Source organism: Nonomuraea rhodomycinica, from assembly GCF_013363995.1.
Taxonomy (GTDB): domain Bacteria; phylum Actinomycetota; class Actinomycetes; order Streptosporangiales; family Streptosporangiaceae; genus Nonomuraea; species Nonomuraea rhodomycinica.
The window spans coordinates 1,129,513-1,155,160 of record NZ_JABWGO010000001.1 but is presented as its reverse complement, the minus strand read 5'-3'; the positions used below and the strand labels follow the sequence as shown (position 1 = coordinate 1,155,160).

General features: G+C 70.8%; 23 protein-coding genes. 6 read left to right on the top strand and 17 right to left on the bottom strand.

What is annotated here, in order from left to right:
- Positions 1-68: 68 nt before the first annotated feature.
- The 4 genes from HT134_RS05335 to HT134_RS05320 all read right to left on the bottom strand — a co-directional run bounded on the left by HT134_RS05335 (position 69) and on the right by HT134_RS05320 (position 3,685).
- On the bottom strand, positions 69-1,259 hold the full coding sequence (locus tag HT134_RS05335) for an alpha/beta hydrolase family protein (protein WP_175599083.1): 1,191 nt from the start codon (positions 1,257-1,259) through the stop codon (positions 69-71).
- A 115-nt stretch (positions 1,260-1,374) separates the two neighbouring features.
- Entirely contained in the window at positions 1,375-2,400 is a 1,026-nt protein-coding gene (locus tag HT134_RS05330) for an ABC-2 membrane transporter-related protein (RefSeq protein WP_175599082.1), read from the bottom strand.
- Positions 2,397-3,293, bottom strand: a complete 897-nt coding sequence (locus HT134_RS05325) for an ABC transporter ATP-binding protein (protein ID WP_175599081.1) — start codon at positions 3,291-3,293, stop codon at positions 2,397-2,399. Before HT134_RS05325 ends, HT134_RS05330 begins: the two co-directional genes overlap by 4 nt.
- Positions 3,290-3,685 carry a GntR family transcriptional regulator gene (locus HT134_RS05320; RefSeq protein WP_312887981.1) on the bottom strand — a complete coding sequence of 132 codons (396 nt, stop codon included), beginning with the start codon at positions 3,683-3,685 and terminating at the stop codon, positions 3,290-3,292. Before HT134_RS05320 ends, HT134_RS05325 begins: the two co-directional genes overlap by 4 nt.
- Before the next feature lie 546 nt (positions 3,686-4,231).
- Here HT134_RS05320 and HT134_RS05315 point away from each other — a divergent pair.
- Positions 4,232-4,957, top strand: coding sequence for a hypothetical protein (locus HT134_RS05315; RefSeq protein WP_175599079.1), 726 nt, complete (start codon positions 4,232-4,234; stop codon positions 4,955-4,957).
- A 198-nt stretch (positions 4,958-5,155) separates the two neighbouring features.
- On the opposite strand, the gene HT134_RS05310 is transcribed toward HT134_RS05315, so the two are convergent.
- Entirely contained in the window at positions 5,156-6,295 is a 1,140-nt protein-coding gene (locus HT134_RS05310; RefSeq protein ID WP_175599078.1) for an acyl-CoA dehydrogenase family protein, read from the bottom strand.
- A 47-nt stretch (positions 6,296-6,342) separates the two neighbouring features.
- Positions 6,343-9,783 (bottom strand): indolepyruvate ferredoxin oxidoreductase family protein, encoded by a 3,441-nt coding sequence (locus tag HT134_RS05305; protein WP_175599077.1) that lies wholly within the window; start codon positions 9,781-9,783, stop codon positions 6,343-6,345.
- Positions 9,784-9,939: 156 nt separating this feature from the next.
- Here HT134_RS05305 and HT134_RS05300 point away from each other — a divergent pair, with 156 nt between their 5' ends.
- Positions 9,940-10,413, top strand: coding sequence for an Lrp/AsnC family transcriptional regulator (locus HT134_RS05300; RefSeq protein ID WP_175599076.1), 474 nt, complete (start codon positions 9,940-9,942; stop codon positions 10,411-10,413).
- Between the two features lie 389 nt (positions 10,414-10,802).
- Here the strand turns inward: HT134_RS05300 and ilvA are convergent, their stop codons facing one another.
- A complete protein-coding gene (gene ilvA, locus HT134_RS05295; protein WP_175599075.1) occupies positions 10,803-12,068 on the bottom strand; it encodes a threonine ammonia-lyase IlvA in 1,266 nt (421 codons plus the stop codon).
- A gap of 408 nt (positions 12,069-12,476) precedes the next feature.
- Between ilvA and HT134_RS05290 the strand changes: the two genes are divergently transcribed.
- Positions 12,477-13,013, top strand: a complete 537-nt coding sequence (locus HT134_RS05290; protein ID WP_175599074.1) for a TetR/AcrR family transcriptional regulator — start codon at positions 12,477-12,479, stop codon at positions 13,011-13,013.
- Here the strand turns inward: HT134_RS05290 and HT134_RS05285 are convergent.
- Entirely contained in the window at positions 13,010-14,536 is a 1,527-nt protein-coding gene (locus tag HT134_RS05285) for an MFS transporter (RefSeq protein ID WP_175599073.1), read from the bottom strand. The two genes, HT134_RS05290 and HT134_RS05285, sit on opposite strands and share 4 nt — an antisense overlap.
- Positions 14,533-15,561 (bottom strand): fatty acid desaturase family protein, encoded by a 1,029-nt coding sequence (locus HT134_RS05280; protein ID WP_175599072.1) that lies wholly within the window; start codon positions 15,559-15,561, stop codon positions 14,533-14,535. Before HT134_RS05280 ends, HT134_RS05285 begins: the two co-directional genes overlap by 4 nt.
- A 76-nt stretch (positions 15,562-15,637) precedes the next feature.
- Between HT134_RS05280 and HT134_RS05275 the strand changes: the two genes are divergently transcribed.
- Both HT134_RS05275 and HT134_RS05270 read left to right on the top strand, forming a co-directional pair.
- Positions 15,638-16,183 carry a TetR/AcrR family transcriptional regulator gene (locus HT134_RS05275; RefSeq protein WP_175599071.1) on the top strand — a complete coding sequence of 182 codons (546 nt, stop codon included), beginning with the start codon at positions 15,638-15,640 and terminating at the stop codon, positions 16,181-16,183.
- Positions 16,180-16,572: a hypothetical protein gene (locus HT134_RS05270; protein ID WP_175599070.1), complete on the top strand. Its 393-nt coding sequence runs from the start codon at positions 16,180-16,182 to the stop codon at positions 16,570-16,572. Before HT134_RS05275 ends, HT134_RS05270 begins: the two co-directional genes overlap by 4 nt.
- Here the strand turns inward: HT134_RS05270 and HT134_RS05265 are convergent.
- From HT134_RS05265 to HT134_RS05230, 8 genes are all read right to left on the bottom strand, one after another.
- Positions 16,554-17,261, bottom strand: a complete 708-nt coding sequence (locus HT134_RS05265; RefSeq protein WP_175599069.1) for an ABC transporter ATP-binding protein — start codon at positions 17,259-17,261, stop codon at positions 16,554-16,556. The two genes, HT134_RS05270 and HT134_RS05265, sit on opposite strands and share 19 nt — an antisense overlap.
- Positions 17,254-18,021, bottom strand: coding sequence for an ABC transporter ATP-binding protein (locus tag HT134_RS05260; protein WP_175599068.1), 768 nt, complete (start codon positions 18,019-18,021; stop codon positions 17,254-17,256). The genes HT134_RS05265 and HT134_RS05260 overlap by 8 nt, the downstream gene beginning before the upstream one ends.
- Positions 18,018-18,995 (bottom strand): branched-chain amino acid ABC transporter permease, encoded by a 978-nt coding sequence (locus tag HT134_RS05255; protein WP_175599067.1) that lies wholly within the window; start codon positions 18,993-18,995, stop codon positions 18,018-18,020. The genes HT134_RS05260 and HT134_RS05255 overlap by 4 nt, the downstream gene beginning before the upstream one ends.
- A complete protein-coding gene (locus HT134_RS05250) occupies positions 18,992-19,885 on the bottom strand; it encodes a branched-chain amino acid ABC transporter permease (protein WP_175599066.1) in 894 nt (297 codons plus the stop codon). Before HT134_RS05250 ends, HT134_RS05255 begins: the two co-directional genes overlap by 4 nt.
- Complete coding sequence (locus HT134_RS05245; RefSeq protein WP_175599065.1) at positions 19,882-21,024, bottom strand: branched-chain amino acid ABC transporter substrate-binding protein; 1,143 nt, start codon at positions 21,022-21,024, stop codon at positions 19,882-19,884. Before HT134_RS05245 ends, HT134_RS05250 begins: the two co-directional genes overlap by 4 nt.
- Positions 21,025-21,461: 437 nt before the next feature.
- On the bottom strand, positions 21,462-22,961 hold the full coding sequence (locus tag HT134_RS05240; protein ID WP_175599064.1) for a multicopper oxidase family protein: 1,500 nt from the start codon (positions 22,959-22,961) through the stop codon (positions 21,462-21,464).
- Positions 22,958-23,332, bottom strand: coding sequence for a hypothetical protein (locus tag HT134_RS05235; protein ID WP_246363543.1), 375 nt, complete (start codon positions 23,330-23,332; stop codon positions 22,958-22,960). The genes HT134_RS05240 and HT134_RS05235 overlap by 4 nt, the downstream gene beginning before the upstream one ends.
- A 68-nt stretch (positions 23,333-23,400) precedes the next feature.
- Positions 23,401-24,663, bottom strand: coding sequence for an amidohydrolase family protein (locus HT134_RS05230; RefSeq protein ID WP_246363542.1), 1,263 nt, complete (start codon positions 24,661-24,663; stop codon positions 23,401-23,403).
- Positions 24,664-24,718: 55 nt separating this feature from the next.
- On the opposite strand from HT134_RS05230, the gene sigJ reads away from it, so the two are divergent.
- Positions 24,719-25,633, top strand: coding sequence for an RNA polymerase sigma factor SigJ (sigJ, locus tag HT134_RS05225; RefSeq protein ID WP_175599062.1), 915 nt, complete (start codon positions 24,719-24,721; stop codon positions 25,631-25,633).
- The last annotated feature ends 15 nt before the right edge of the window (positions 25,634-25,648 follow it).

The following is a 25,648-nucleotide window of genomic DNA, read 5'->3' as shown; positions in this document are numbered from 1 at the left end:
CAGGGAGTCGACGGGGAACGAAGCGGATCTATGCCGGTATGGAGACAGCGGCGACGCCGGGTAAGCGGCTATGAGCAGCTCTTCGTTCTCACCGAGCAGAGCTTGACCTCGGGGTAGCGTGCCGAGGGCTTGTTCAAGGAAGGCTGGGGCTTGTTGCGCAGGTGCTGTTCGAAGAAGGCTCGGGTGTAGGCGCGGGTGATCTCCACCGCGCGGGTCGCGGTCAGGTGGGGGTTGCGGTAGATGCCGAGTTGTTCCACCAAGAGTGCGGTGTCGGTGAAGGAGGCATGTTCTGCTCCGGCCACCACGAGCCAGCGCTTCCATCCCGTCAGGTGCGCCCAGTCGCGCTCCCAGGTGGTGTCCTTGCCGCCCGGGCTGTGCATGGCCTGGGTGCCCAGGAACAGGAACGGGTGGGACAGCCCGCTGTCGGGGATCGGGGTGAGGGTGGTGCCGTCCATGTCGACCCCGGCGTGTATGCGGGTGTCTTTCAGCATGGCGGTGATGGTGCTCCCGCCTCCGGCGGACTGGCCCGCCATCGCGATCCGCTCCTTGTCGATGAAGGAGGCGCCTCTCCACTTGGGGTGGGCGCCGGTGAGCTCGTCCAGGACGAAGGAGACGTCGGCCGCCCGGCTCTGGCCGAGCTTGGTCCAGAACGCCTCGCCCTTGCCGTCCTGGCAGGCGGCGCAGGTGGCGACCCGGCCGCCGGGAAAGCTGGTGGCCAGGCTCTCATAGGTGTGCTCGATCCCGGCCACGACGTACCCTCTGCTGGCCAGGTCCTCGGCCAGGGCGGTGAGGGAGCTGCGGGGCTCGGTGAAGCCGGGTGAAAGCACCACCAGGGGCAGGCTGCGCTTGCGTCCCGCCGGCTTGGCGTCGAGGAAGGCGTTGGTGCGCGTCCTGCTCAGCGCGTCGTACGGGACGCCGGTGATCTCCGCTCCTTTCAGGATGAGCTCGGACTCCTTGGCCGTCATGTAGGGCGCGCGCCGCCCGCTCGGCGTCTTGGCCGGGTACCACAGCGAGACCATGAGCTCTCTGTTCTTGGCCGTTGAGACCCAGGGGTCGGGGCGAGAGGCGTCCTGCAGGTGCAGGGAGACGGTGCCGACCGGATGGGGGCCGGTCGGTTCGGGCAGCTCCGGTGTGCTGTTGGACGTGGTCGCGGCGCTGGTCACCGGGCCGGTGGACGACGCGGTCCCTGCCGGGGCGTGTACGGTGCAGGCGGACAGGGCGAGGATCAGGATCCCGGTGACAGTGGTCGTGCGCTTCATGGAGATGTCCGTTTCTGTTTCCGGCAGCGCGAGATGGCCGCCGAGGGGAGGGCTTCGACTGGCGTGGGCCATGGGGCCGACGGCCGTCGCAAGAGGGCGAGCCGGCAGCGGCCGGTCAGGTCAGGCGGTGGCGGGTCCACCAGAAGCACAGCCTGGCCAGCAAGGCGGACAGCGCGAGGAAGAGCGTGGTCTCAACCCCTTGCAGAACCCAGAAGCGGTCGGCGGGCTGGTATGTCACCCGTTGCCGGTATCCGAGGTCGGCGAACTTGGCGAAACACGCCTGGGCGGCAGGCGCGTTGGGCCGCGAGCGGGCCTGCCCTGGTGGCGGTGGCATGCAGTCGGCCGTCCATGCGGGCAGGACGGCGACGGCGTGGCCGGTGGAGTCGATGGTCTCGTTGGACAGGACCCAGGCGCCGGGAGGGCCGGCCACGGTCAGTTCCTGCGGTTGGCCGGAGTTGTTGGCCCTGAAGGACTGGACGTTCGTCCGGCCGATCGTGACCGTTTGCTCGGCCGCGGGGATGATGTGGGAGCGCACCGCGAACGGGACGGCGAACTGGACGGCGGCGAAGACGGCCAGGGTGATGGCCATGGCGGCCACGGTCCGACGCGCCAGGAGCCCGATGGTGACGCCGAGGATGAAGGCGAAGGCGGCGTAGCCGATCGGGACGATCCCGCGTGCGCCGAAGATCAACGGTGAGATGAGCGCGGGGAAGGACTCGCCTCCGCTCGCGCCGGCTGCGGCGTCGATGGGGCCGGCCCACCAGGTGACCGCGAGGCTGAGCAGCCCGGACGCGGCCATGGCGGCCAGACCGGCGATGCCGAGCTTGGTGGCCAGCCACCGGGTACGGGTGATCGACTGGTTCCACACCAGCCGATGGGTGCCCAACTCCAGTTCGCGCGTGACCAGCGGCGCGCCCCAGAAGACGCCGATGGCGGCGGGCAGCAGGTGGACCAGCGCCGTGCTGCCGTAGTACAGCACGCTGTCGGCGGCGCTGACGCGGGTCAGGAATGGATTGGCCCCAGCGGAGGAGAGGACGGCCAGGCGCGGGCCGGTGATCGCCAGGATCGCGGCGACGACGACGAGGGCGGCAGCCACCGTGGCGGCCTGGGTACGGAACTGGCGCCAGGTCAGCCAGATCATCGAACGACCTCCCGGGCGGGACGGTGGTCGTGGCCGGGCTCGGCGGGCCTGCTCAGGTAGGCCAGGACGAGATCTTCCAGGCTGAGCCTGCCGACGCTCCAGGCGGGATCCAGGATCGGGTCGTCGGTGCGGACGAGAAGGGTCGTCTGACGGTCGGTGTGACTGGCGGAGATGACGTGCTGGTTCGCGGGGAGGGTGGACAGGTCGCGGCGCGGGCCGCTGAGCCGGTGGTGGACGGCCAGCAGGTCCTCGACCTCTCCGGCCACCTGAACCTTCGAGCCGACCAGCACGATGAGGTGATCGCAGACGCGTTCCAGGTCGGCGATCAGGTGGGAGGAGAGCACGACGCTGAGCCCGTATTCGGCGACGGCGTCCATGAGGTCCTGCAGAAACTCTCGGCGGGCGAGCGGGTCGAGTGCGGCGACCGGTTCATCCAGCATCAGCAGCTCCGGGCGTTTGGCGATGCCCAGGGTCAGGGCGAGCTGGGCGCGCTGGCCGCCCGACAGCTTCCCGGCCGGCCGGGCGGGGTCGAGGGCGAGCCGCTTGATCCGGTGCCGGGCCAGGGCGTCGTCCCAGCCCGGGTTGAGCCGGGCGCCGAGCTGCAGGTGGTCGGCGACGGTTAGCCCGGGGTAGGTGGGGGTGTCCTGGGCGACGAAGCCGACCTTGGCCAACTGGGCGGGGCCGCTGCCGGGGCGGCCGCCGCACACCTCGATCGTGCCGGACGTGGGTGTCAGCATCCCGGCGGCCAGGTTCAGCAGCGTCGACTTACCGGCGCCGTTGGGGCCGACCAGGCCGGTCACGTGGCCGGCCGGGATGTCCAGCGTGCAGCCGGTCAGCGCCCAGCGCTGCTTGTACATCTTGCCCAGAGCTCGGGCCCGCAGAACCGGGGTCACGCTATGTCCTCCTGAGTGGCGCTCTGAAAAGTGGTCATGAACAGGGCTTCGATGTCCTCGTCGGCGAGCCCGGCCAGCCGGGCCTTGGCCAGCCAGCGCCGCAGGTCCTGGCGCAGCGGGCCGTAGGCGGCGGTAAGCGTGGCGTCGGCCAGCGTCGCCGTCACGAACGTCCCGGCGCCCGGACGGGCGGTGACCAGCCCAGCGTGTTCCAGCTCCCGGTACGCCTTGAGCACCGTGTTGGGATTGATCGTCACCTGGGCCACCACGTCCCTGACCGTCGGAAGCCGATCCCCCTCACGCAGCAGCCCCAGCCGCAGCGCTCGGCGTACCTGCTGGACCAGTTGCAGGTACGGCGAGACGCCCGACCTGTCATCCAGATGGAACTCGATCACACTTGCTCCATTCATCTAATGTCATAAGACAATAGCCTAAGGAACGGTCGTTGTCTGGCGGACGTCCACCGCTCGGCTGCGGCCGCGCCTGCTGGGCGGGCACCCGTGGACGCTGCACCGACTGCGTCACAGCACGCTGACCCACGCCGCCGAAGACGGCGCGGTGCGCCGCGAGCCACCCCAGTGGCCACCGGTCATCGCCGATCGGATGCCCCGGTGCGGCCGGCCGGGTGCCGCCCCCGTGGGGATCTCGTCCTGGTCGTTCAAGATGAGAGAGGCGGTGTCCCAGGGGACACACGCGTGACCCTTGGAGGAACCCGAGGGGGCCGACCACGAAGACCAGCCGTCCCGAGCCGGGAGAAGCTACGCATCAAGGCTGTCCGTCGCTCATCAGGCGTCCGTGGGGAATCTGGCCGAGCAGGATATGCCTGAGGGACGGAGGTCGAGGCGGAAAAACTGGGAGACGGCTGGTCGCCCGGGACGGGCTTGGGCTTGCCGGACACACACGAGTCGACGAAGCACCCCTTCACCTGCGCTTGCCACTCGATGGTCTTCGAAGCATCTGTCGGCTGCCGTCGACCAGCTGCGGGCCCAGGGCGTACCGGTCAAGGGCTCGGCGAGGTCCCCGACCTGCCCGATGGCGAGGGCGCGGTGGAGGAGGAGGGTGTTTCGGCATCGCCGGCCCACCTCACACCGCCGACGACATCGGCAGACGACTGGCCACCGGACGGCACGGGGCCTTTCGCATACGGCCCTACACCAGCATCGGCGCGGCCGAACAGGCAGTGCGGAACCGAGAGGTGGTCGCTGCCCTTCGCGCAGGTTCCAACCGCCCTCACCGCCTTCATCGCCGGCGGCGAAGGGCCAAGGACACTGCTCGGGTCGCTGCTCATACCGGGCATCGTCGGCATCATCACGGTCGCCGTCATAGCCGAAGCACTTCCCCTGACGGCGCGAGCTCTGCTCGTCCCGGTAACGGCCATCGTCGCCGGACTCGCGGCCTTCACCATGCTCGGCCCCGGGTTGAACATCCTTTCGGGCGGCTCCTGGCAGGTAGCCGGGTTGTCGATGCTCTACCTCGTCGCGATCATCGGCGCGGGGCTTGGCCTGGTTTGCGCGTTACTCCCGCCGAACGCGTTCATGGCCGCCGGACGCAGCGTGCTGTACTTCGACGGCGCCGGCGTGACCCAGCCGATCGCCGTACTGCTCGCGTGGGCGGTGGGAGGGTATCTGCTGATCGTGTTCGGCAGGGTGCGTCAAGGATGGCGTTGATCCCGCTCACCCGGACCGGGCAGCCAAGCGGCAACAAGCGTCTCGACATGCTGGTCGTCGCCCGATGTCGCGGCCCCGGGCCGCCCACGTCCACGACCGTTGTCGCAACCGGCCCAGGACCGCTGGCGGCCCGCCGATGGGTCGACGGGCCTTTCCGCCGCCTGAGAGCTCCTCGCAGGTGACGACCTGAGCGAGGACCTACTTGGCCAGGTGCCTGCTGATGACGAGGCGCTGGATCTGGTTGGTGCCCTCGAAGATCTGCATGATCTTCGCCTCGCGCATGTAACGCTCGACGCGGAAGTCCCGCGTGTATCCGTAGCCGCCCAGCACCTGCACGGCGTCCGTGGTGACCTTCATGGCGGTGTCGGTGGCCACGAGCTTGGCGACGCTCGCCTGCCTGCCGTACGGAAGGCCGGCGTCGCGGCGGCGGGCGGCGTCGAGGTACGTCGCGCGGGCCGCGTCCACGCCCGCGGCCATGTCGGCGAGCAGGAAGCCGAGCCCCTGATGGTCGATGATCTTCTTGCCGAACGTCTCCCGCTCCTTGGCATAGGCGACGGCCTCGTCGAGCGCGGCCTGGGCCAGGCCGGTGGCGCAGGCGGCGATGCCGAGCCGTCCGGAGTCCAGGGCGCTGAGGGCGATGTGCAGGCCCTGCCCTTCCGCGCCGATCAGGCGGTCGGCTGCCAGGAACGCGCCGTCCCAGTGGGCGCTGGTGGTGGGGACGGCGTGCAGGCCCATCTTGTCCTCGGGCCGGCCGAAGGTGAGGCCATCGGCCGCGCCGGGCGCGAGGAAGCAGGAGACGCCACGTCGCCCCTCGCCGGTGCGGGCGAACAGGGCATAGACGTCGGCCTTGCCGCCGTGGGTGATCCACGCCTTGGTGCCGGTGACGCGGTAGCCGCCGTCGGCCCGGTCCGCCCGGCACGTCAGGGCGGCGGGGTCGGACCCGGCCTGCGGCTCCGAGAGGCTGTAACCGCCGACGAGCCGGCCCGCCAGCATGCCGGGCAGCCACCGCTCCCGCTGCTCCGGCGTCCCGTGAGTGGCCAGGGGGAAGCAGGCCAGCGTGTGCACGCTGGTGGCCACGGCCACGGCCGCCCAGCGGGCCGCCAGCTCCTCGATCACCTGCAGGTACACCTCGTACGGCTGCCCTCCGCCGCCGTACTCCTCCGGGTAGGGCAGTCCGAGCAGCCCGGCGGCGCCGAGCGTGGCGAACAGCCCTTCGGGGTAGGTCTCGGCCCGCTCGTGCTCGTCGGCCCGGCGGGCCAGCTCCTTGTCGGCGATCTCCCGGGTGAGGGCGATGAGGTCCCTGGCGTCCTGGTCGGGCAGCAGGCGTTCGACGGTCATGGCGTTCTCCTGGGTACGGGTCAGGCGGGCTTACTCCTGGGTACGGGTCAGGCGGGCTTGCCGAGCCCGGCCGGGCCAGCCCCGGCGGGTTCGGCGGACAGCCGGGCGAGTGCGGTCGCGGCGCGGTCGCGGAACTCCGCGACCCGGGCGAGCTTGATGTCCTCGTAGCCGCGGATCAGCTCCGGCAGCGCCGCGACGGCGGCCACGTCGTCGGCCGTGCCGGGGGTGAGCCGGTCCAGTGCCTTCCGCACCAGGTCGCGGTACTCGCCGACGAGCCGGCGTTCGACCCGGCGCACCTCGGCGTGGCCGAACACGTCGAGCACGGTGCCGCGCAGCACCCTGGCCGCCCGCAACCCGCGGAACAACGCCCCCGCGCCGCGGCGCAGCCTGATCTTCCGCTTCATCCCCAGGGCGCGCAGCAGCGGCGGGTGCAGCAGCACCGACACGACGGCGTCCGGGCCGAACTCCCGTTCACGGCGGGCCCGCTCGGCCGGGTCGAGGTGCAACCGGGCCACCTCGTACTCGTCCTTGTAGGCCATGAGCTTGTGCAGCCCGCGGGCGTAGGCCAGGGCGATTCGCTCGCCCGCTTCCTCTCCCGCGCGCTCGGCGGCGAGCGCGGCGACGCGGCGCACGTCCTCGGCGTACGAACGGGCGTAGGCGGCGTTCTGGTAGCCGGTCAGGTCGGCGATCCGGACGTCCAGCGCGCCCTCCAGGTCCGCGGCGGCGGGACCGGGGGCCGGGGGGAGCACGGCGCCCAGCACCGCCTCACGGTCCAGGACGGCCGCACGGCCCCACCGGAAGGCGGCCAGGTTCTGCTCGGCGGCGGCCTTGTTCAGCCGGATGGCCCGCTCGATGGAACCGGCCGAAACGGGCAGACAGCCGTGCTGGTAGGCGGCGCCGAGGAGGAGCATGTTGGCCGGCATGTGGTCGGCGAACAGCGCCTCGGCCAGGCCGTGGGCGTCCAGGTAGAGGTTGTCGGCGCCGCGGGTGGCCGACTCGACGCGCACGATCGCGTCGGCGGGCGAGCCGGGCAGCGTGGCCCGGCCGGTGACCATGGCGGCGGTGGGCACCAGGGCCGTGTTGACCACCGCGATCGTGCGTTCGGCGGAGGCGACGGCGAGGTTTCCGTCGGCGGCGGCTCCGAGCAGGTCGAAGCCGATCAGGACGTCGGCGGCGCCGTTCGAGGCGCGCACCGCCCCGGTGACGGGCCGCGGCGAGATGCGCACGTCGCTGACGACGGGGCCGCCCTTCTGCGCGAGCCCCGTCTGCTCCAGCCCGGCGGCGTGCAGGCCGTCGAGGTGCGCGGCCATCTGCAGGATCTGCGAGACCGTGACGACACCGGTGCCGCCGATGCCGGGCATCCGCAGCAGCACCGGCCGGTCGGCGAACCTGGGCACGGGTTCGGTGAGCTCCACCGGCAGCGGCGGCACGGGGCGGGCTCGGCGCGTGCCCGGCTCGACGAGCAGGAACGACGGGCAGTCGCCCTTGAGGCAGCTCAGGTCGGAGTTGCAGGACGGCTGGTGGATGCGGGTCTTGCGGCCGAACTCGGTCTCCACCGGCTGCACCGACAGGCAGGACGAGACGTCCCCGCAGTCGCCGCAGCCCTCGCAGACGCGCTCGTTGACGACGACCTTGGCCGTGGGGGCGGGAAGCTCGCCCCGCTTGCGCAGCCGCCGTTCCTCGGCGGCGCAGCGGTCGTCGTGGACCAGCACGGTGACCCCGTCGAGAGCGGCGAGCTCCCTCTCCGCCTCGGGCAGGTCGTCGCGGTGCCGCACGGTGGCGATCGGCGCGAGCCGGACACCCCGGTAGGCCTGCGGCTCGGCCGTGGTGACGATGACGCGGCGGACACCCTCGACGGCCAGCGCCCGCGTCAGCGCGGGCACGTCGAGACGGCCCTCGGCGCGCTGGCCTCCGGTCATGGCGACGGCGTCGTTGTAGAGCAGCTTGTACGTGATGGACACGCCGGCGGCGACGGCGGCGCGGATGGCAAGGGAGCCGGAGTGGTGGAACGTGCCGTCGCCGAGGTTCTGCACGAAGTGCCGGTCGTCGGTGAACGGCGACAGGCCGATCCACTGAGCGCCCTCACCGCCCATCTGGGTGATGCCGACCTGGGTGCCGCGTCCCGCCCCGTCGAGGGCGATCATGGTGTGGCAGCCGATGCCGACGCCGACGAGCGTGTCGTCGGCGGTACGGGTGGAGGCGTTGTGCGGGCAGCCCGAGCAGAAGTACGGGGCGCGCGCGGCGACCACCGGCAGCAGGCGGCGCGCTTCCTCGGGGCGTGTCAGGCGCACGGCCGTGCGGGGCAGCCGGCCGGGCGCGACGCAGGCGGCCAGGGCCTTGGCCACGTCGTCCGCGCCGAGGGTGCCGCGGGCGGTCAGCAGCTCCCGCCCCACCACGGCGGGCCGGCGTTCGGCGGCGTACAGGGCCTGCTTGAGCTGGCCCTCCAGGAAGGGCACCTTGTCCTCCACGACGAGCACGCGGTCCAGGTCGCCGGTCATCGCGGCCAGTTCGTCGTGGTCGAGGGGGAACGGCATCGCGATCTTGATGAGCCGCAGCCCGAGGTCGTCCATCGCCGCCTCGTCCAGGCCGAGATCGTCCAGGGCGCGCCGGACCACCGCGTAGCCGGTGCCTGAGGCGAGGACCCCGAGCGTGGCCCGCCCGGCGTCGAACGTCACCCTGTTGAGGCCGTGCGCGCGGGCGTAGGCGCGGGCGAGGTCGAGCCTGCGGGTGAGCATGTCGTGCTCGGCGTCGAGCGAGTTCGGGCCGACCAGCACGGCCGCCTGCCCGCGCCCGCCGCGGCCGGTCCGCTCGGGCGCGGGGACGCCGTCGCGCAGCGGGCCGAGGTCGACGGTGGCCGAGGCGTCCGCGACGTCGGCGACGATCTTCAGACCGGTCCACAGGCCGGTGGCCCGCGACAGGGCGACGGCGTGCAGGCCGAGCTCGACGATCTCCGCCACGGAGCCGGGAGAGAGCAGCGGCATCGACAGGCTCTGGCACATCGGCTCGCACGAGCTGGGGACGGTCGAGGACTTGCTGCCCGGGTCGTCGCCGATCCAGGCCACGGCGCCGCCGAGGGGCGCGGTGCCCGCCAGGTTGCCGTGCCGGATGGCGTCGGCGGCCCGGTCCAGGCCGGGGTTCTTGCCGTACCAGAAGCCGGTCACCCCGTCGTGCCGCCGCCCGGGCACCCGGTCGAGGAGCTGGGTCCCGGCCACCGCGGTGGCGGCCAGCTCCTCGTTCAGCCCGGGGCGGAAGACCACGCCCGCCGCGTCCAGGAACGCCGCGGCCCGGCCCATCTCCAGGTCCACCCCGCCCAGCGGCGAGCCCTGGTAGCCGGACACGAAGACGCGGGTGTCGAGGCCGCGCTCCCCGTCGAGCCGCCGCTGCTCCAGCGTCAGGCGGACGAGGGCCTGAATGCCGGAGATCAGCACGCGGCCGTCCGGGGCCGTGTACTTGTCGTCGAGCGACACGGTGGCGGGATTCGCGCTCACGCGGCGCACCTCCTGGCTGGTATGTGTGACCCCAAGCACAGCAACGACGGCCGAGCAGGCGCAAGCATCGAAGGACAAACTGCGACTCCTGCGCAAAAGCTTTGCACGAAATCCGCGACAGGATAGTTTTGTTTGTGTGCCATGGAGGAGGATCCCATGAACGAGCCGGCCGTGGACGCCACCGATCACCGGTTGCTGCGCCTGCTGCGCGAGGACGGGCGCAGGACCTTCTCCGAGATGGCCACGGAGGTCGGGCTGTCGGTGGCGGCGGTCAAGCGGCGCGTGGACCGGCTGCGCGAGATCGGGGTGATCACCGGATTCGCCGTGCAGATCGACTACGCCAAACTGGGATGGGGCATCGAGGCGTTCACCGAGCTTCGCTATCCGGGCACCACCCCGGTCAGCGAGATCGTCCGCACGGCCACCGACGCGCCGGAGGTGCAGGCCGTCTACACGATCGCCGGCGACCCGGACGCGCTCATCCAGATCCGCGTCCGTGACCTCGGCCATCTGCAGCAGGTGATCGACCGGCTGCGCCGGGCGGGCGACGTCACGGGGACGAAGACCCTGCTGGTGCTCGGGTCGTGGACCCGCGACAGCCTCACGTCGCCTCGCCGCCGCACACCATGACGGCCGCAGATTCGAGGTGGGCGCGACGCTGACCAGCGCCTGCTCGGCCCGCCGCCTGCGTTCGAGCAGTCAGTCCGGAAAGTACGAGCCCTGACGCAGCTTCGGGAGTGCCAGGTTTCTTGTCTCGATCTGCTTCGCCGGCCACTGCCCAGGCGCCACACTGTTGTCCACGGCCATCGCCTCTCCTTTGATCTCGGATAGCACTCAAAGGATCACGCGATGGCCGTCCCTCTTTCACGGCCGTCACATCGCTCGCCGGCGGCGGCCAGGGCTTGCGGCGCCGGCTGTTCTGCTGATCCTCGGTGCGGCGTGTACGTGCTGATCGGCATCGGCGGGGTCGTTCTCCGCCTCCAGCTCGCCCGACGGGCACCAGCCCCGCCATCAGAGGATCAGAGAAGGAACCTGAACAGCGGGCTCCCGGTCTCGATGCGCTCGATCCGCGGCGGTGCCTCGTCCATGCGGGCCAGCAGGCCGGGCAGGTCGGCGGGGCTGGCCAGCTCGATGCCGACCAGCGCGGGCCCGGTCTCGCGGTTGCTGCGTTTGATGTACTCGAACAAGGTGATGTCGTCGTTGGGGCCGAGGACCTCGTCGAGGAAGCGGCGCAGTGCGCCCGGCTCCTGCGCGAACTCCACGAGGAAGTAGTGCTTGCGCCCCTCGTGGACGAGGGAGCGTTCGACGATCTCGGCGTAACGGCTGACGTCGTTGTTACCCCCGGACAGCACACACACCACGCTGGCCCCGGCCGGGATGTCGACCGCCTCGGGAGAGCCGAGGACGGCCGTCGCCAGCGCCCCGGCCGGTTCGGCGATGATCCCGTCGGACTGGTAGAGCGCCAGCATCTCGCTGCACACCCGGCCTTCGGACACGGCGACCATCTCCACCTCTGCGGCGGCCACGATCGGCACGGTCACGTCGCCGGCTCGGCGCACGGCCGCGCCGTCGACGAAGGTGTCGATCTCCGGCAAGGTGACCGGGTGGCCGGCAAGCAGGGCCGCCGCCATGCACGCGGCTCCGGCCGGCTCCACCCCGATGATCCGGGTCTGCGGGTGATGCTTGCCCAGCCAGGCCAGTGTGCCGGCCAGCAGACCTCCTCCGCCGACGGGGACGATCACCACGTCGGGGGCATGGCCCAGTTGAGTCACGGCCTCGTGGACGACCGTGCCCTGGCCGGCGATGGTCCGCGGGTCGTCGAAGGCCGGGACCAAGGTCGCGCCTGTGCGGGCCACGTCCGCGGCGGCGGCGGCGGACGCCTCGTCATAGGTGTCGCCTTCCAGCACGATCTCGATCGCCGAGCCGCCCAGAGCCGCGATCCGGTCCCGCTTCTGCCGGGGCGTGGTGCGCGGCAGGAAAACCCGGCCGTGGACGCCCAGCGTCGCACAGGCATAGGCGACGCCCTGGGCGTGGTTGCCCGCGCTGGCGGCCACCACGCCCGCCGCGCGCGCGGCGTCATCGAGCTGCGCGATCAGGTTGTACGCGCCGCGGACCTTGTAGGAGCGCACGGTCTGCATGTCCTCGCGCTTGAGCCATACGTGCGCGCCTCGCAGCGCGGACAGCCGCGGACTGCGCTCCAACGGCGTCGTCGTCACCACGCCGGCCAGCCGCTGCGCCGCCGCTTCCACCGCCGCCGCGTCGACCAGCGAAGCCTCTACCGTCATGTTTCCTGTTCTCCCAGTTCAGAGCCCACGCGCCGGAGCGGCAGCGGTCAGGGTGTCCCGCAGCGTTCACCGAACCGCACCTGAAGGAACGCAGACAGTCACAGGCCGGACGTCATCAGCAGCCCAGACCAACCCTATTAGCCCGGAACAACTGCTCTGTTGAGCCGAAGGCCGTAGTCGCAAGGTGCTCACGACAAGGGGTGGCATGACGATCGTCCCGGGCCGCCCTGTCCTCCTCGATGGAGGAGCATGCGCGCTTCGGCGGGGTGGGCTTGAGATCGAGGAGCTGATCGAGCTGGTCGAGCCGTTCCGGGTCCATGCTGTCCGGCGGGGTGAACAGGAGGTCGGCCCGGTGGAACGGAACGGATGTTTTAAACGGTTGTTGGTGGCCTTGGTAGGATCGCCCGCGTGGGAGTTCCTGAGGATCTGCTGGCCGCGGCCAAGCAGTGCCTGTCCGAGCGTGGGTACGCACGCACAACCGTCCGGGACATCGTGGCCGTGTCCGGCAGCAACCTCGCCGCGATCAACTATCACTTCCGCTCCAAAGACGCCCTGCTCACCCAGGCGATGATCGAAGTGACCGGCGAAGCCGTCGCGGAGGTCCTCAAGGCGTTCCCGGACGACTCCACAGCATGGTTCGAGACCTTCTGGGGGGAGCTGATCGCATCCTTCCAGGCCAAGCCGATGGTGTGGCGGGCCAACGTCGAGACGCTGGCGCAGGCGCCGCATCTCCCCGACGTGCGAGCCGGCCTGGCCGAAGGGCAGGCGCTGGCCCAGCGCGAGCTGGCGCAGCGCCTGCCGCGCCAGGACGAGGCGGGCGCGCAGGTGCTGCTGACGCTGTTCATCGGCCTGCTGGTGCGGTGGCAGATCGATCCGGACCACGCCCCCACGGCTCACGAGCTGGCCGCCGGTATCCGGTCGGTGGCCGCGGCGGCCGCCGGCTAGCGCATCGCGTGCCGCCCGGAGCGATCCGGGTCAGGTCGCGGCCGGCTCGCCCGCCGTACGGAACGCAGCAGGACGGGCGCGACCAGCGCCATCAGGCACAGGCCGGCGGCCGCGGCGATCATGGCGTGGTGCTGGCCCTGCGTGAAGGCCGCGCGGGCGGCGGCGGCGAGGGCGGTCGCGTCCGGTTCCGCCAGCTGCCGCGCCGTCTCCAGGGCGCCGCCGAGGGTGTCGCGGGCCGATGCGGGGGCGCCGGCGTCGCTGAGGTGTCCCCGGTAGACGGCGGTGCCGATACTGCCCAGCAGCGAGATGCCGAGCGCACCGCCGAACTCGGTGGCCACCTGCGACAACCCGGCGACCGACCCCGCGCTCTCCGGCGGCGCGGTGGCGATGATCAGGTCGGCGGAGACGGTCAGGACGAGGGTCACACCGCCGGCCATCAACATGATCCCGGCGATGAGCAGGCCGCCCTGGCCGGTCACGTCCAGCCTGGACAGCAGTGCGAAGCCGCTCGCGCCGACGAGCAACCCGGCGCAGACCACCAGCCCGGGACGGATCCTGCGCACCAGTACCGGGGCCAGCCCGGCGGCGAGCATCGCCGTCCCCGCCGAGGGCAGCGCGTACAGGCCGGCGATCAGCGGCCGGGCGCCCATGACCATCTGCAGGTACTGGGTGGTGAAGAGGCTGGAACCGACCATGGCGAAGACGCCGAGCGTGTTGGTGCCGATGGCGGCGGTGAAGGCGCGGCTGCCGAACAGGCGCACGTCCAGCATCGGCCGGGCCGTCGCGCGCTGGCGGCGGACGAAGGCGACGCCGAGGCAGAGCCCGGCGACGACGCCCAGGACGGGCGGCAGGCCGAGGCCGTCCTGGGCGATGTGCTGGATGCCGTAGATCGTGGGGAGGATCGCGCCCAGCGACAGGGCCACGCTGAGCAGGTCGAACCGGCTCGGGTGCGGATCACGGAATTCGGGCAGCAGGAGCGGCGCCAGGATCAGCAGCAGCGCCATCACCGGCAGGTTGGCCAGGAACACCGAGCCCCACCAGAAGTGTTCCAGCAGCGCGCCGCCCATCAGCGGCCCCAGCATGGCGCCGCCGGCGAACGCGCCGGTCCAGATGGAGATGGCGATCCGGCGCTGGCCGTCGTCGTGGAACATGTTGCGGATCAGCGACAACGTCGAGGGCATCAGGGTGGCGCCGCCCACCCCGAGCAGGGCCCGGGTGGCGATCAGCAGGTCGGCGCTGGGGGAGAACGCGGCGACCGCCGAGGCCCCGCCGAACGCGGCGGCGCCGGCCATCAGCAGCCGTCGCCGTCCCACCCGATCGCCCAGCGCGCCCATCGGCAACAGCAGCCCGGCCAGCATGAACGGGTAGATGTCAATGATCCACAGCAGCTGGGAGCCGCTCGGCGCCAGGCCGGCGCTGATGAACGGCAGCGCGTACGACAACACGTGCAGGTCGACGGAGATCAGAAGTACGGGCAGGACCAGGACGGCCAGCCCGATCCATTGCTTGCGTCCGGCTCTCATGGGCGGCCTTTCTCGCGGAGGGGAGCACCGGCGTGGTGCAGGTGGCGGAGGGCCTCGCCGTGCGAGGCCAGGAAACCGACTTCGTGGTACGGCAGGCCGAGCCGGCGGCAGTAGGCCCGCACGATGGGTCGCGCCTTGCGCAGGTTGGGGGTGGGCATATGGGGAAACAGGTGGTGCTCGATCTGGTAGTTGAGTCCGCCCATGGCGAGGTCGACGAACCGGCCGCCGCGCACGTTGCGGGTGGTGAGCACCTGCTTGCGCAGGAAGTCCAGGTCGGCCTTCCCGGTCAGCGTCGGCATGCCCTTGTGGCCCGGGGCGAAGACGCAGCCCATGTAGAGGCCGAAAAGTCCTTGGTGTACGGCGAAGAAGACCAGCGCCTTGCCCGGCGACAGGACCCAGGCCAGCGCGCCCAGATAGAGGACGAAGTGGGCGAGCAGCAACGCGCCCTCCACGACGCGGTGTCTCAGCCAGGGCCGGCGCAGGGCGCGGAGGCCGCTCACGTGCAGGTTGAGCCCCTCCAGCAGCAGCAGCGGGTAGAACAGCAGCGCCTGCCTGCCGCCGATGAGCCGGGCCAGGCCGCGGCTGACGCGTGCCTGCTCCTGTGAGCACACCAGGACGTCGGGCACGACGTCCGGATCGAGGTCCTCGTGGTTGGGGTTGGCGTGGTGGCGGGTGTGCTTGTTCATCCACCAGCCGTAGCCGAGCCCGATGGCGAGGTTGCCGCCGAGGAGCCCGAGGACCTCGCTCGGGCGCCGGCCGGTGAAGATCTGCCGGTGGGCCAGATCGTGCAGGACGAGCGCGACCTGCGCGAAGACGATCGCGAGGAGGGCGGCCAGCGGCACCTGAAGCCAGGAGTCGCCGAGCAGGAAGAACGCCGCCACACCTGCCAGGTGGAGACCTGTCACGGCGCTGAGCCGTACCAGGTAGTAGCGGGGGCGGCGGTCGAGGAGTCCGGCTTGCCTGATGCGTCTGGACAGGCGGCTGAAGTCGCTCACGGCCGTGGCCGTTGCGGGTGCTTGTGCCATGCCGCCGAACATACACACGTTTGGCACGATCGTACAAAACACTTGTTTGTGACGCTTGTTTGGATAGAGTGACCGCATGAAGGAGCGAGACAAGCTGATCGAAGGCGCCAAACGCTGCCTGCAGGAACGCGGCTACGCCCACACCACGGCACGCGACATCGCCAGGGCCAGTGGCGCCAACCTGGCATCCATCGGTTACCACTTCGGCTCGAAGGACGCTCTGCTGGTCGAGGCCATGATCGAGGCGACCGCCGATTGGGCCGACAAGCTGCGCCAAGCCCTGGTGGAGGACGTGCCGGAGTCCGTGTGGCAGCGGGCGATCGAGCTGCTCGACCTGCACCGCCCCGTCTTCGTGGCCGGCATCGAGGTCTTCGCCCAGGCCGAGCGCCGGCCACAGCTGCGGCAGGCACTGGCCGACGCGCAGGAGACCGCCCGCCTGGAGCTGTCTCACTGGCTGGCCGAGGCGGCGTTGCCGCAAGCCACGCGGCGGGCGATCGGGGCCTTGTGCCTGACTCTGCTGACGGGGCTCGTCCTGCAGCACCTCATCGATCCCGACCGCGCCCCCACCGCTGAAACGCTGACGGAGGCGCTGCGTGCCGTACGGGTCGGCGCCGGCGGATGACCACGATGCCGCCGCTCACCCTGCGTCAGGGCCTGCTGATCGTGGATGCGGTGAACGGGCTGGGCGCCGCGGAACGCACGGCCAAGGCGCGGCTGCTGGAGCGGGAAGTGGCCGCGGTGATCGCGCTGGGCTCACCGGAGATCTGGGCGGCCGAGGGGCGCGCCTTGCTGGACATGATCGCAGCCTGGACCACAGGCCGGCGGCTGGTGGTCGTCGATGCCGCCGAGCGATTCTGGACCTGCACGGAGGGCGGATACGAGGAGGGGCTCAGGGAGGTGGGGCTGCTTTCGGAGGGGGCTTCCGCGCCGGTCCTGTCCCGCCGGCGACGATTCCGCACGACTCGCCGCCGGTGTGACAGTCGCCGTTCGGATCATGCCCCTCCGAGGTAGGCCTCGACCACACGGGGGTCGGAGCGCAGCGCGTCAGCGGTGCCCGACAGGGTGCCCTGGCCGCTCTCCAGCACGTAACCCCGATGGGCGATCTTCAGCGCGGCGGAGGCGTTCTGCTCCACCAGCAGCACGGCGGTGCCCGAGGCGTTGATGTCGGCGATCAGCTCCATCACCTGGGCGACGACCAGGGGCGCCAGGCCCATCGACGGCTCGTCGAGCAGCAGCAGGCGAGGGCCCGTCACCAGCGCACGGCCGATGGCGAGCATCTGCTGCTCGCCGCCGGACAGCGTGCCGCCCTGCTGGGCGCGGCGCTCCGCCAGGCGCGGCAGCAGGTCGTACACGCGGTCGATGCGCTTCCTGACCTCCGCCTGGTCGCGCACGAGGTAGCCGCCGAGCAGCAGGTTGTCGTGCACGGTCAACGTGCTGAAGATCCTGCGGCCCTCGGGGCAGTGGACGAGCCCGCAGCTGGTGATCTTGTGCGCGGCGAGGCCGGTGATGTCCTTGTCCTCGAAGACGACCTTGCCGCCGCTGGGCCGTACCAGGCCCGAGATCGCCGACAGCGTCGTCGTCTTGCCCGCGCCGTTGTTGCCGAGCAGAGCGACGATCTCGTGGGCGGCGATGGTCAGCGACAGGCCGCGCAGCGCGTGCACGCCGTCGTAGTGGACGTCGAGGTCACTGATCTCAAGCATGGGTATCGCTCCCCAGGTAGGCCTCGATGACGGCGGGGTCGCGGCGCACCTCTTCGGGGCGGCCGTCGGCGATCTCCTTGCCGAAGTTGAGGACCACGATGCGTTCGGAGACCTGCATGACCAGCCCCATGTCATGCTCGATCAGCACGATCGCGATGCCGAGGTCGCGGATGCGCCTGATCAGGTCGAGCATCTCGGTCTTCTCCGCGTGGTTGAGCCCCGCGGCGGGCTCGTCGAGCAGGAGCAGGCGCGGCTCGCGGGCCAGCGCGCGGGCGATCTCCACGCGGCGCTGCTCACCGTACGGCAGGTTGCGGGCCTCGGAGTAGCGGTCGCCGCGCAGGCCGACGAAGTCCAGCCAGTGGTTGGCCTCGGCGGTGCATGCGCGCTCGGTGCGGCGGTAGCGCGGGGTGTGCAGGAGCGCGTCGAAGACGCTCTGCTTCAGCCGCAGGTGGCTGCCCGCGCGGACGTTGTCCAGCACGGACAGCTCGCCGAAGAGCCGCAGGTTCTGGAACGTCCGGCTGATGCCGGCCGCCGCCACGGCCGAGGGCCGCTTGCCGAGCAGCGACTGACCGTCGAAGGCGATGGTGCCGCCCGTGGGCCGGTAGAAGCCGGTCACGCAGTTGAAGGCGGAGGTCTTGCCCGCGCCGTTCGGGCCGATGACCGAGACGATCTCAGCCTCGCCCACCGAGAAGCTGAGGCCGTCGATGGCCACCAGCCCGCCGAAGGCCAGGCGGAGCTCGCTCACCTCCAGGAGCGTCACTTGAGGGCCTCCTTCGATCGAGCGGGCCACAGCCCCTGCGGCCGGACGAGCATCACGATGATCAGCAGCACGCCGAAGACGAAGTACCGGTAGTCGGCCACGCCGCGCAGCAGTTCGGGCAGCAGGCTGATGACGATCGCGCCGAGCACGACGCCGGGCACCGAGCCCATGCCGCCGAGGACCACGGCCATCAGGACGAGGGCCGACTGCAGGAAGGTGAAGCTGTTGGGCGAGATCGCCGACAGGTGGCCGGCGAACAGCACGCCCGCGAGGCCGCCCCAGACCGCGCCCGCGATGTAGGCGGCCAGCTTGACCCGGTAGGTGTGCACGCCTGTCGCCTCGGCGGCGTCCTCGTCCTCGCGCACGAAGCGCATCGCCCTGCCCAGTCGCGACCGGCCCAGGCGCGAGGCGCCGATGATCGCGACCGCGACGATCACCACGGTGACGTAGTAGAAGGTCACCGGGCTGTCGGTCAGGCTCGGGATGCCGTAGATGCCGGAGGGGCCGCCCGTGACGGGCAGGTTGTTGGCGGTGATGCGGATGATCTCGCCGAAGCCCAGCGTCACGATGGCCAGGTAGTCGCTGCGCAGCCGCAGTGTCGGCGCACCGATGATGATCCCGGCGATGACCGTGACCACGATGACGGCGGGCACGGTGACCAGCAGCGGCAGATCGAAGCGGGTCGCCAGGACGCCGCTGGTGTAGGCGCCGACCGCGAAGAAGGCCGCGTAGCCCAGGTCGAGCAGGCCGGTGTAGCCGACCACGATGTTCAGGCCCGAGGCGAGCATCGCGAAGATCGCCGCGCTGGTCATGATGGACAGTGCGTAGTTGCTGGCGTTCACGAACGGTGCGAGCAGCGCGATCAGCAGTCCCGCCAGGCCGGCCCAGCGGTTGTCGAACAGCTTGGACAGCCGGGTCCGAGGAGCTTTGGCGCCGAGCTTGCGAGGGGCTTCGGGGGCTTTGGTCTCGTTCACACCCGCTCCGTCACGCGCTCGCCGAGCAGACCCGTCGGTCTCACGGTCAGGAAGAGGATCAGCACGCCGAAGGCGAACACGTCCCGCCACTCGCCGCCGAGCCAGTAGGTGCCGAACGACTCCAGCAGGCCGAGCACAAGGCCGCCGAGCATGGTGCCGGAGATGTTGCCGATGCCGCCGATGACCGCCGCGGTGAAGGCCTTCAGCCCGATGAGGAAGCCCATCAGGAAGTCGATCTTCCCGTAGTAGGCGCCGGCCATCACGCCCGCGGCGCCGGCCAGCGCGGAGCCGATGAAGAAGGTCCTGGAGATGACGGCGTTGACGTCGATGCCCATCAGCGAGCTGGTGCGCGGGTCCAGGGCGATCGCGCGCATGGCCCTGCCCTCGCGGGTCCTGGTGACCAGGAGGTTGAGACCGACCATGAGGACGACGGCGACGCCGATGAGCACGAGCTGCTGCAGGGTGAACCAGGCGCCGAACACCTCGATCGCGGTGCCGCTGAGCCGTACGGGGTAGACCTGGGGGTCCGGGCCGGCGACGATGCGCATGCCGTACTCGATGGCGAAGGACGCGCCGACGGCCGTGATGAGCAGCGACAGGCGGGGCGCGCCGCGCAGCGGGCGGTAGGCCACCCGCTCCAGGACCACGCCCGCCAGGCCGGTGCTCACCATGGTCATCAGCAGGACGGCCAGCAGCACGGGCAGCGTCATCGCGGTGGCGACCCCGCCCAGCGCCGACAGAACGGCGAAGCCGCTGAAGGCGCCGAGCATGTAGAGATCGCCATGAGCGAAGTTGAGCAGCTTGATGATGCCGTAGACCATGCTGTAGCCCAGCGCCACCAGAGCGTAGAACGAGCCGACGAACAGGCCGTTCCAGACGAGCTGGGTCATGACAGGGCGTCCTGCAGGGCGAACTTGCCGTCCTTCCACACCAGGATCTGGAAGCCTCCGGCGGAAAGCGTGTGCTCGGGGGTGAACTTCAACGGGCCGGAGAACATCGCGAAGCCGTTGATCCCCTCCAGCGCCGAGATGACCTTGGCGCCGTCGGTGGAGCCCGCCTTGGTGATCGCCTCGGCCGCGAGCCGCACGGCATCGTAGGCCTGGTTGGAGTACGGGCCGGGAGCCGAGCCGAACTTCTTGGTGTAGGAGTCGATCCAGCCCTTGGCGTCGGGCAGCGTGTCGGGGATCGGCGTCATGGTGGCGAAGACGCCGTCGACCTCGGGCCCGGCGATCTCACCGAGCTTGGCGGAGACCGAGCCGTCGCCGACCATGATCGAGCCCTTGAACCCTGCCTGGCGCAGCTGCCTGATGATCAGGCCGCCCTCCTGGAAGTAGCCCGTCCAGTAGACGAAGTCGGGCTTCTTCTGCAGGACGTTGTGGATGTTGGCGCTGTAGTCGCTCTCCTTGGGGGTGACGGCCTCGGTGATGACGGCCTTGTCGCCCAGCATCGGCTGGGTGCGGACCGCGATGTCCTTGGAGTAGCTGGTGTTGTCGTGCATGAGCGCGACCCTGGTGGCGCCCTGCTTGGCGATCCACTTGCTGGCCGCCTCGGCCTGCTGGGTGCCGGTGCCGTTGATCAGGAAGACGTGCTTCAGCTTCTGGTCGACCAGTTCCTGCGAGTTGGCCGCAGGGATGATCATCGGAATGTTCGCCTTGCCGAACACCGGCAGCGTGGGCAGCGTGGCGCCGGAGCAGTATCCGCCGATGGACACCTCGACGCCCTCGGTGACCACCTTGTTCGCGGCCGCGACGGCCGTCTGGGCGTCGCAGGCGTCGTCAGCGGCCTTGAGCTGGAGCTGCCTGCCGAGGACGCCGCCCTTGGCGTTGATCTCGTCGATGGCCAGCTGGGCCGCGTTCGTCATGTAGGGGCCGATCGCGGCCTCGCTGCCTGACTGCGGGACGAGCATGCCAAGGCGGATGGGGCCCTTGGCCTCGTCCTGGGCGCCGCCCCCATTGCCAAGGAGACCCTGTCCACAACCCGCCAGCATCATCGCGGTCGCGGCCAGGGAGAGGATGTGCGTCTTACGCATGAAACTCTCCTCGAGTGGGTGATGTGTGATATTTCACATATGCCTTCGGGAGCAGGTCAAGGGTCGAGACCATACCGTTAACGTCCGATCTGTCCGATTCGTAAAGTTTTGGGAAAGTCCGCGACGCTCTTTTGGAGCTGTCCCAATCGAAGGCGGGGATGGTGGCGAGCCCAGGGATGGCGGTGGGATACGTCACACATGCCGGCGCTTGGACCGGTGTGGCTGTGCGGCATGACGCTGGTGAAATTGCACTTGATCGCGCCCGCGCACTCGGCTTGACGGGGTGCTGGGCGGGAGCGTCCGGATCGCCGCAGGCGTGGTCGGCCGGCCGGCCGAGGAAGTGGCAGGACCGCCTTCCCGGGGGAAGGCGGTCCGCGGGGTGCAACTACCGGATCAACTTCGCAAGAGTGGGTCCGGAGACACCCTCCATCACCCACTCAGTGATGTGACGGGTGTTCGCCAGGGAGGGGCGCCGGTGCGGCGGCCTGACCTGGGGCGAGGACGAGGAACTGGCCCATCATTCCCTCGTCCTCGTGGTACAGCATGTGGCAGTGGAACATGTAGGGCCGGTGGGGGTCGGCGTAGTCGGCGAAGCGCATGATGAGCCGCATCCGCGACCCCGGCGGGAGCAGGACGGTGTCCTTCCAGCCCGACAGTTCCGGAGGCGGCCTTCGGTCGTCGACCGCCAGGACCTGGAACTGCACGTCGTGCACGTGGAAGGTGTGCAGGGTGCCGTCGCCGCTGCGCACCTCCCAGATCTCGGTGGTGTCCTTGCCGACCTGCGCGTCGATCCGGCGGAGATCCATCTTCCTGCCGTTGATGTGGTGTTCGGCGAGTTCGAAGGTCCGGGTGCGGACGGCCGTGTGCGCCGGCAGCGGCGGTATGGTCGCCAGGCGGTCGGGCAGTTCGGGCGAGCTGGTCAGGTTCGGCGCCGCGCGCAGCTCCAGGACGTCGAAGCGGTCGTCGCCGCCGTCGCCTTGGACGAGGCCCGCCCCGCGGGCCGGGGAGGCGCTGCGCAGCACGATCCGCTCACCCGGTGTGAGGGTGACCACGATCTCGGCGCGTTCGCCGGGGGCGAGCTGGACGTGGTGGGTGACGTGCGGAGCGCTCAGCAGGCCCCCGTCGGAGGCGATCTGGGCGAACGAGCGTCCGTCGGCGAAGGAGAAGTTGTACACGCGTGCGTTGGAGCCGTTGAGCAGCCGCAGCCGGATCCTCGTCGTGGTGACCACCAGGTAGGGGTCGAGGACCCCGTTGACCAGCAGACGATCGCCGAGGAAGCCGGTGGTGCCGGACATCGGCTCGTCCGGATTCAGCTTTCCGCCGTCCAGTCGCCGGTCCTGCACGATGAGCGGGACGTCATCGATCCCGTACCGGTGCGGCAGACCGGGAACGGTGTCGTCGTCGATCAGGAACATGCCCGCCAGTCCTCGGTAGAGGTGCCGGGCGGTCCGTCCGTGGGGGTGCGGGTGGTACCACAGGGACGCGGCGGGCTGGTCGATCGTCCAGGTGGGGGACCAGGTGGCACCGGGTGCGATCGGTTGGTAGGGGCCGCCGTCCATCTCCGGCGGCAGGTGCATGCCGTGCCAGTGCAGGGTGGTCGTCTCGTCCACCCCGTTGGCGACGTTGACGAGCACGCGTTCACCGCGCCGTGCCCGCAGCGTGGGGCCGAGGTAGTCGCCGTTGACGCCCCAGGTGGGTGACGGACGGCCGGGCACGAACTCACGCCGTCCCGCCCGGATTCCCAGGTCGAACACCCGGCGCCCGGTGGGGTCCAGCCGCGACGGGGCGAGCGGTGGCGCCTGGAGCCGGTTGGTGAAGGCGACCCGGCCGACGGTGTCGACCCGGTCGCGTCCGGCGGCCACCAGCAGTCCTGTGGCCGGCACCGCCACGGCGGACGCCCCGAGCAGCCGCAGCACATGCCTCCGGGTGAGGTTCACGACACGGCTCCGGAGCCGACGGCGGGGCGCGCCGGTTTCGCGGATCTCACCTGCGTCAGCAACAGGACGCTCGCGGCGAACATCAGGACGCCGATGGGCACGTGCAGCTCTCGCACGTGGGCGTAGCCGAGGGCGGTCTGCACCAGGGCGAACACCAGCATGGGCAGACTTCTGAGGATGAACCGCGCGGATTCGCCGCCTGGCCGCCAGGCCAGGACGGCGGCCAGGAGGTTGAGCAGCACGGCGAGGATGACGACTCCAGCCAGGACGCCGTGCGCCGTCCGGCCGGCGGGCACCGAGGCCAGCAGCAGACCGGCCGTCACCGCCTGCGCGAGGAGGGCGGCCGATTGCAGAACTGTGGTGACGCGCATCAGCCGTAGTGGATCACGGGTGTGCCAGTCAAACATGAAGGTCACTCCAGGACGGGTACGGGAGGTGGTCAGCGGGACTGCCTGACGCCGCGCCGCCAGACCTCGGTGATGGCGGCGATGGTGGCGATGTCCTGTGTGGGATCACCTTCGACCAGAATCAGGTCGGCGCGGAGACCGGCGGCGATGCGGCCGCGGTCGGACAGGCCGAAGTGGTGTGCGGGAAGGCTGGTCGCCGCGGCGAGCGCTTCTTGCGGGCTGAGCCCGGCCTCGGTGAGGAGGCGCAGTTCCTGGTGCATGCCGGCGCCGTGGGCGGGTGCGAACGGAGTGGCGTCGGTTCCGGCGAGCAGCGGTGCGCCGGCGTGCCGCAGGGCGCGCACCGCGCCGGCGGCGTTGGCGGAGCTGCCGGGCCGAGCGCAGTCGGCGGTCTGGACGTGCTGGGCGGTGATCGCCTCGAAGTAGGCGAGCGTGGTGACCACGAAGACCCCCTGGGCGCGAACCCTTTCGGCCAGCAGCCGCGAGGCGGGGTCGTCCGGCGCCAGGTCGGTCCACACGTGGGCCAGGCCGTCCACGCCGGCATCGAGCGCGATCGCCGCTTCGGCGGCGGTGATCGCGTGGGCGATCACCTGCAGCCCCGCCTTGTGCGCGGCCGTGGTGAGGGCGGCGGCGATCTTCGGCGTCATCACGGGAAGGTCGGCGCCGTGCACCGCGCCGTCGTCGATGACGATCTTGAGGTAGTCGGCTCCTTCGGCCAGCCTGGCTGCCACGAAGGCCGGCGCCTGCGCCGGATCGGCGACGAAATCGATCGCCGTCGCGTCGAGGCCGTCCAGGACGGTGCCGGCCAGGGCCGCGAGGAGTTGCGTGGGGTGTCCGCCGGGCGCGGTGGCCAGGGTGCCCGCGCTGCGGAAGTCGGCGACGTCGTCGTTCTCGGCGGCCAGTCGCCGCTGCCGCGGCAGCGTCTGCGGAAGGCAGAACATGTCGAGCTCGGTGGTGACCCCGTACCGCAGGGCTTCGGCCAGGCTGCCGTCGAAGACGTGCGTGTGTGCGTCGATCAGCCCCGGAAGCAGCGTCCTGCCGGTCCCGTCGACCTCGACGTCGGCCTGAAGGCCGGCGCCGGCGTCGGCGCCGAACGAGGCGATCCGGTCGTCCTCCAGCACCACGTCGGCCGGCGCGATGGTGCGCTCGCCGTCGAACACGTTGGCGTTACGGATCAAAGTACGCATCGAACATCTCCTGTGGATCGTCATTTCGGACGCCACCAGAGAGGGATGCCGGCCGCCGAGTGTGACATCGCCGCGGCAGATCGTGTCCTGGATCACATGGGGGGCGTCCATGTCACACTCGCGGGGTCAGGGAACTCTTCGGTACGAGAGATGAAGAGGGGACACCATGACACCGGCTCCACAGCACCCGACCGACGAAGCCGTCACCGAGCAGTTCCTCGGCCATCGCGAACTCCTGTTCTCGGTGGTCTACAACATGCTCGGCAGCCTGGCCGACACCGAGGACGCGCTGCAGGAGGTCTGGCTGGCCTGGTCCGCCCGGCACCGGACGCCGGACGCCGCACCGGTCGAGAACCCCCGGGCCTACCTGGTGCGGATCGCCATGAATCAGGCGCTCGCCCGCCGCGCGGAAGTCGTCCGCCGGCAGGAGACCTACGTCGGCCCCTGGCTGCCCGAACCGCTGGTCACCCCTCAGGAGGACGTCGCCGACGCCGCCGAACGCGCCGAATCGCTGTCCATGGCGATGCTGGTGGTGCTGGAGACGCTGTCGCCGCTGGAACGGGCGGTGTTCTTGCTGCACGAGGTGTTCGGCTTCGGTCACCCGGAGACCGCCGACATCCTCGGCCGTTCCCCGGCGGCCGTCCGGCAGCTCGCCGCCCGCGCCCGCCGCCACGTCCAGGCCCGCCGCCCCCGGCATCGGGCCGCGCCCGACGTGCACTCCCAGGTCACCGAACGGTTCGCCGCGGCGGCCCTCGGCGGCGACCTGCGCGCCCTGCTGGAACTGCTCGCCCCCGACGTGACCCTGTGGACCGACGGCGGCGGCAAGGGTCCCGCCACCAGCCTGCGCCCCGTGCACGGCCGCGACCAGGTGGCCGCGCTGTTCATGTCGGTCGCCGCGACGCTGCCGGCCGGTGGGCTGCACATCCGCTACCGGCGCGTCGCCGGCGACCCGTGCGCGCTGGTCTTCTCCGGAGACAGCCCGATGGCCGTGGTCATCGTCGACCTCGCCCCGGACGGCGACCGGATCGCGAGCATCTACTCGATCACCAATCCCGACAAGCTTCCCAAAGCCCAGCGGTGACGTTGTCTCATGCGG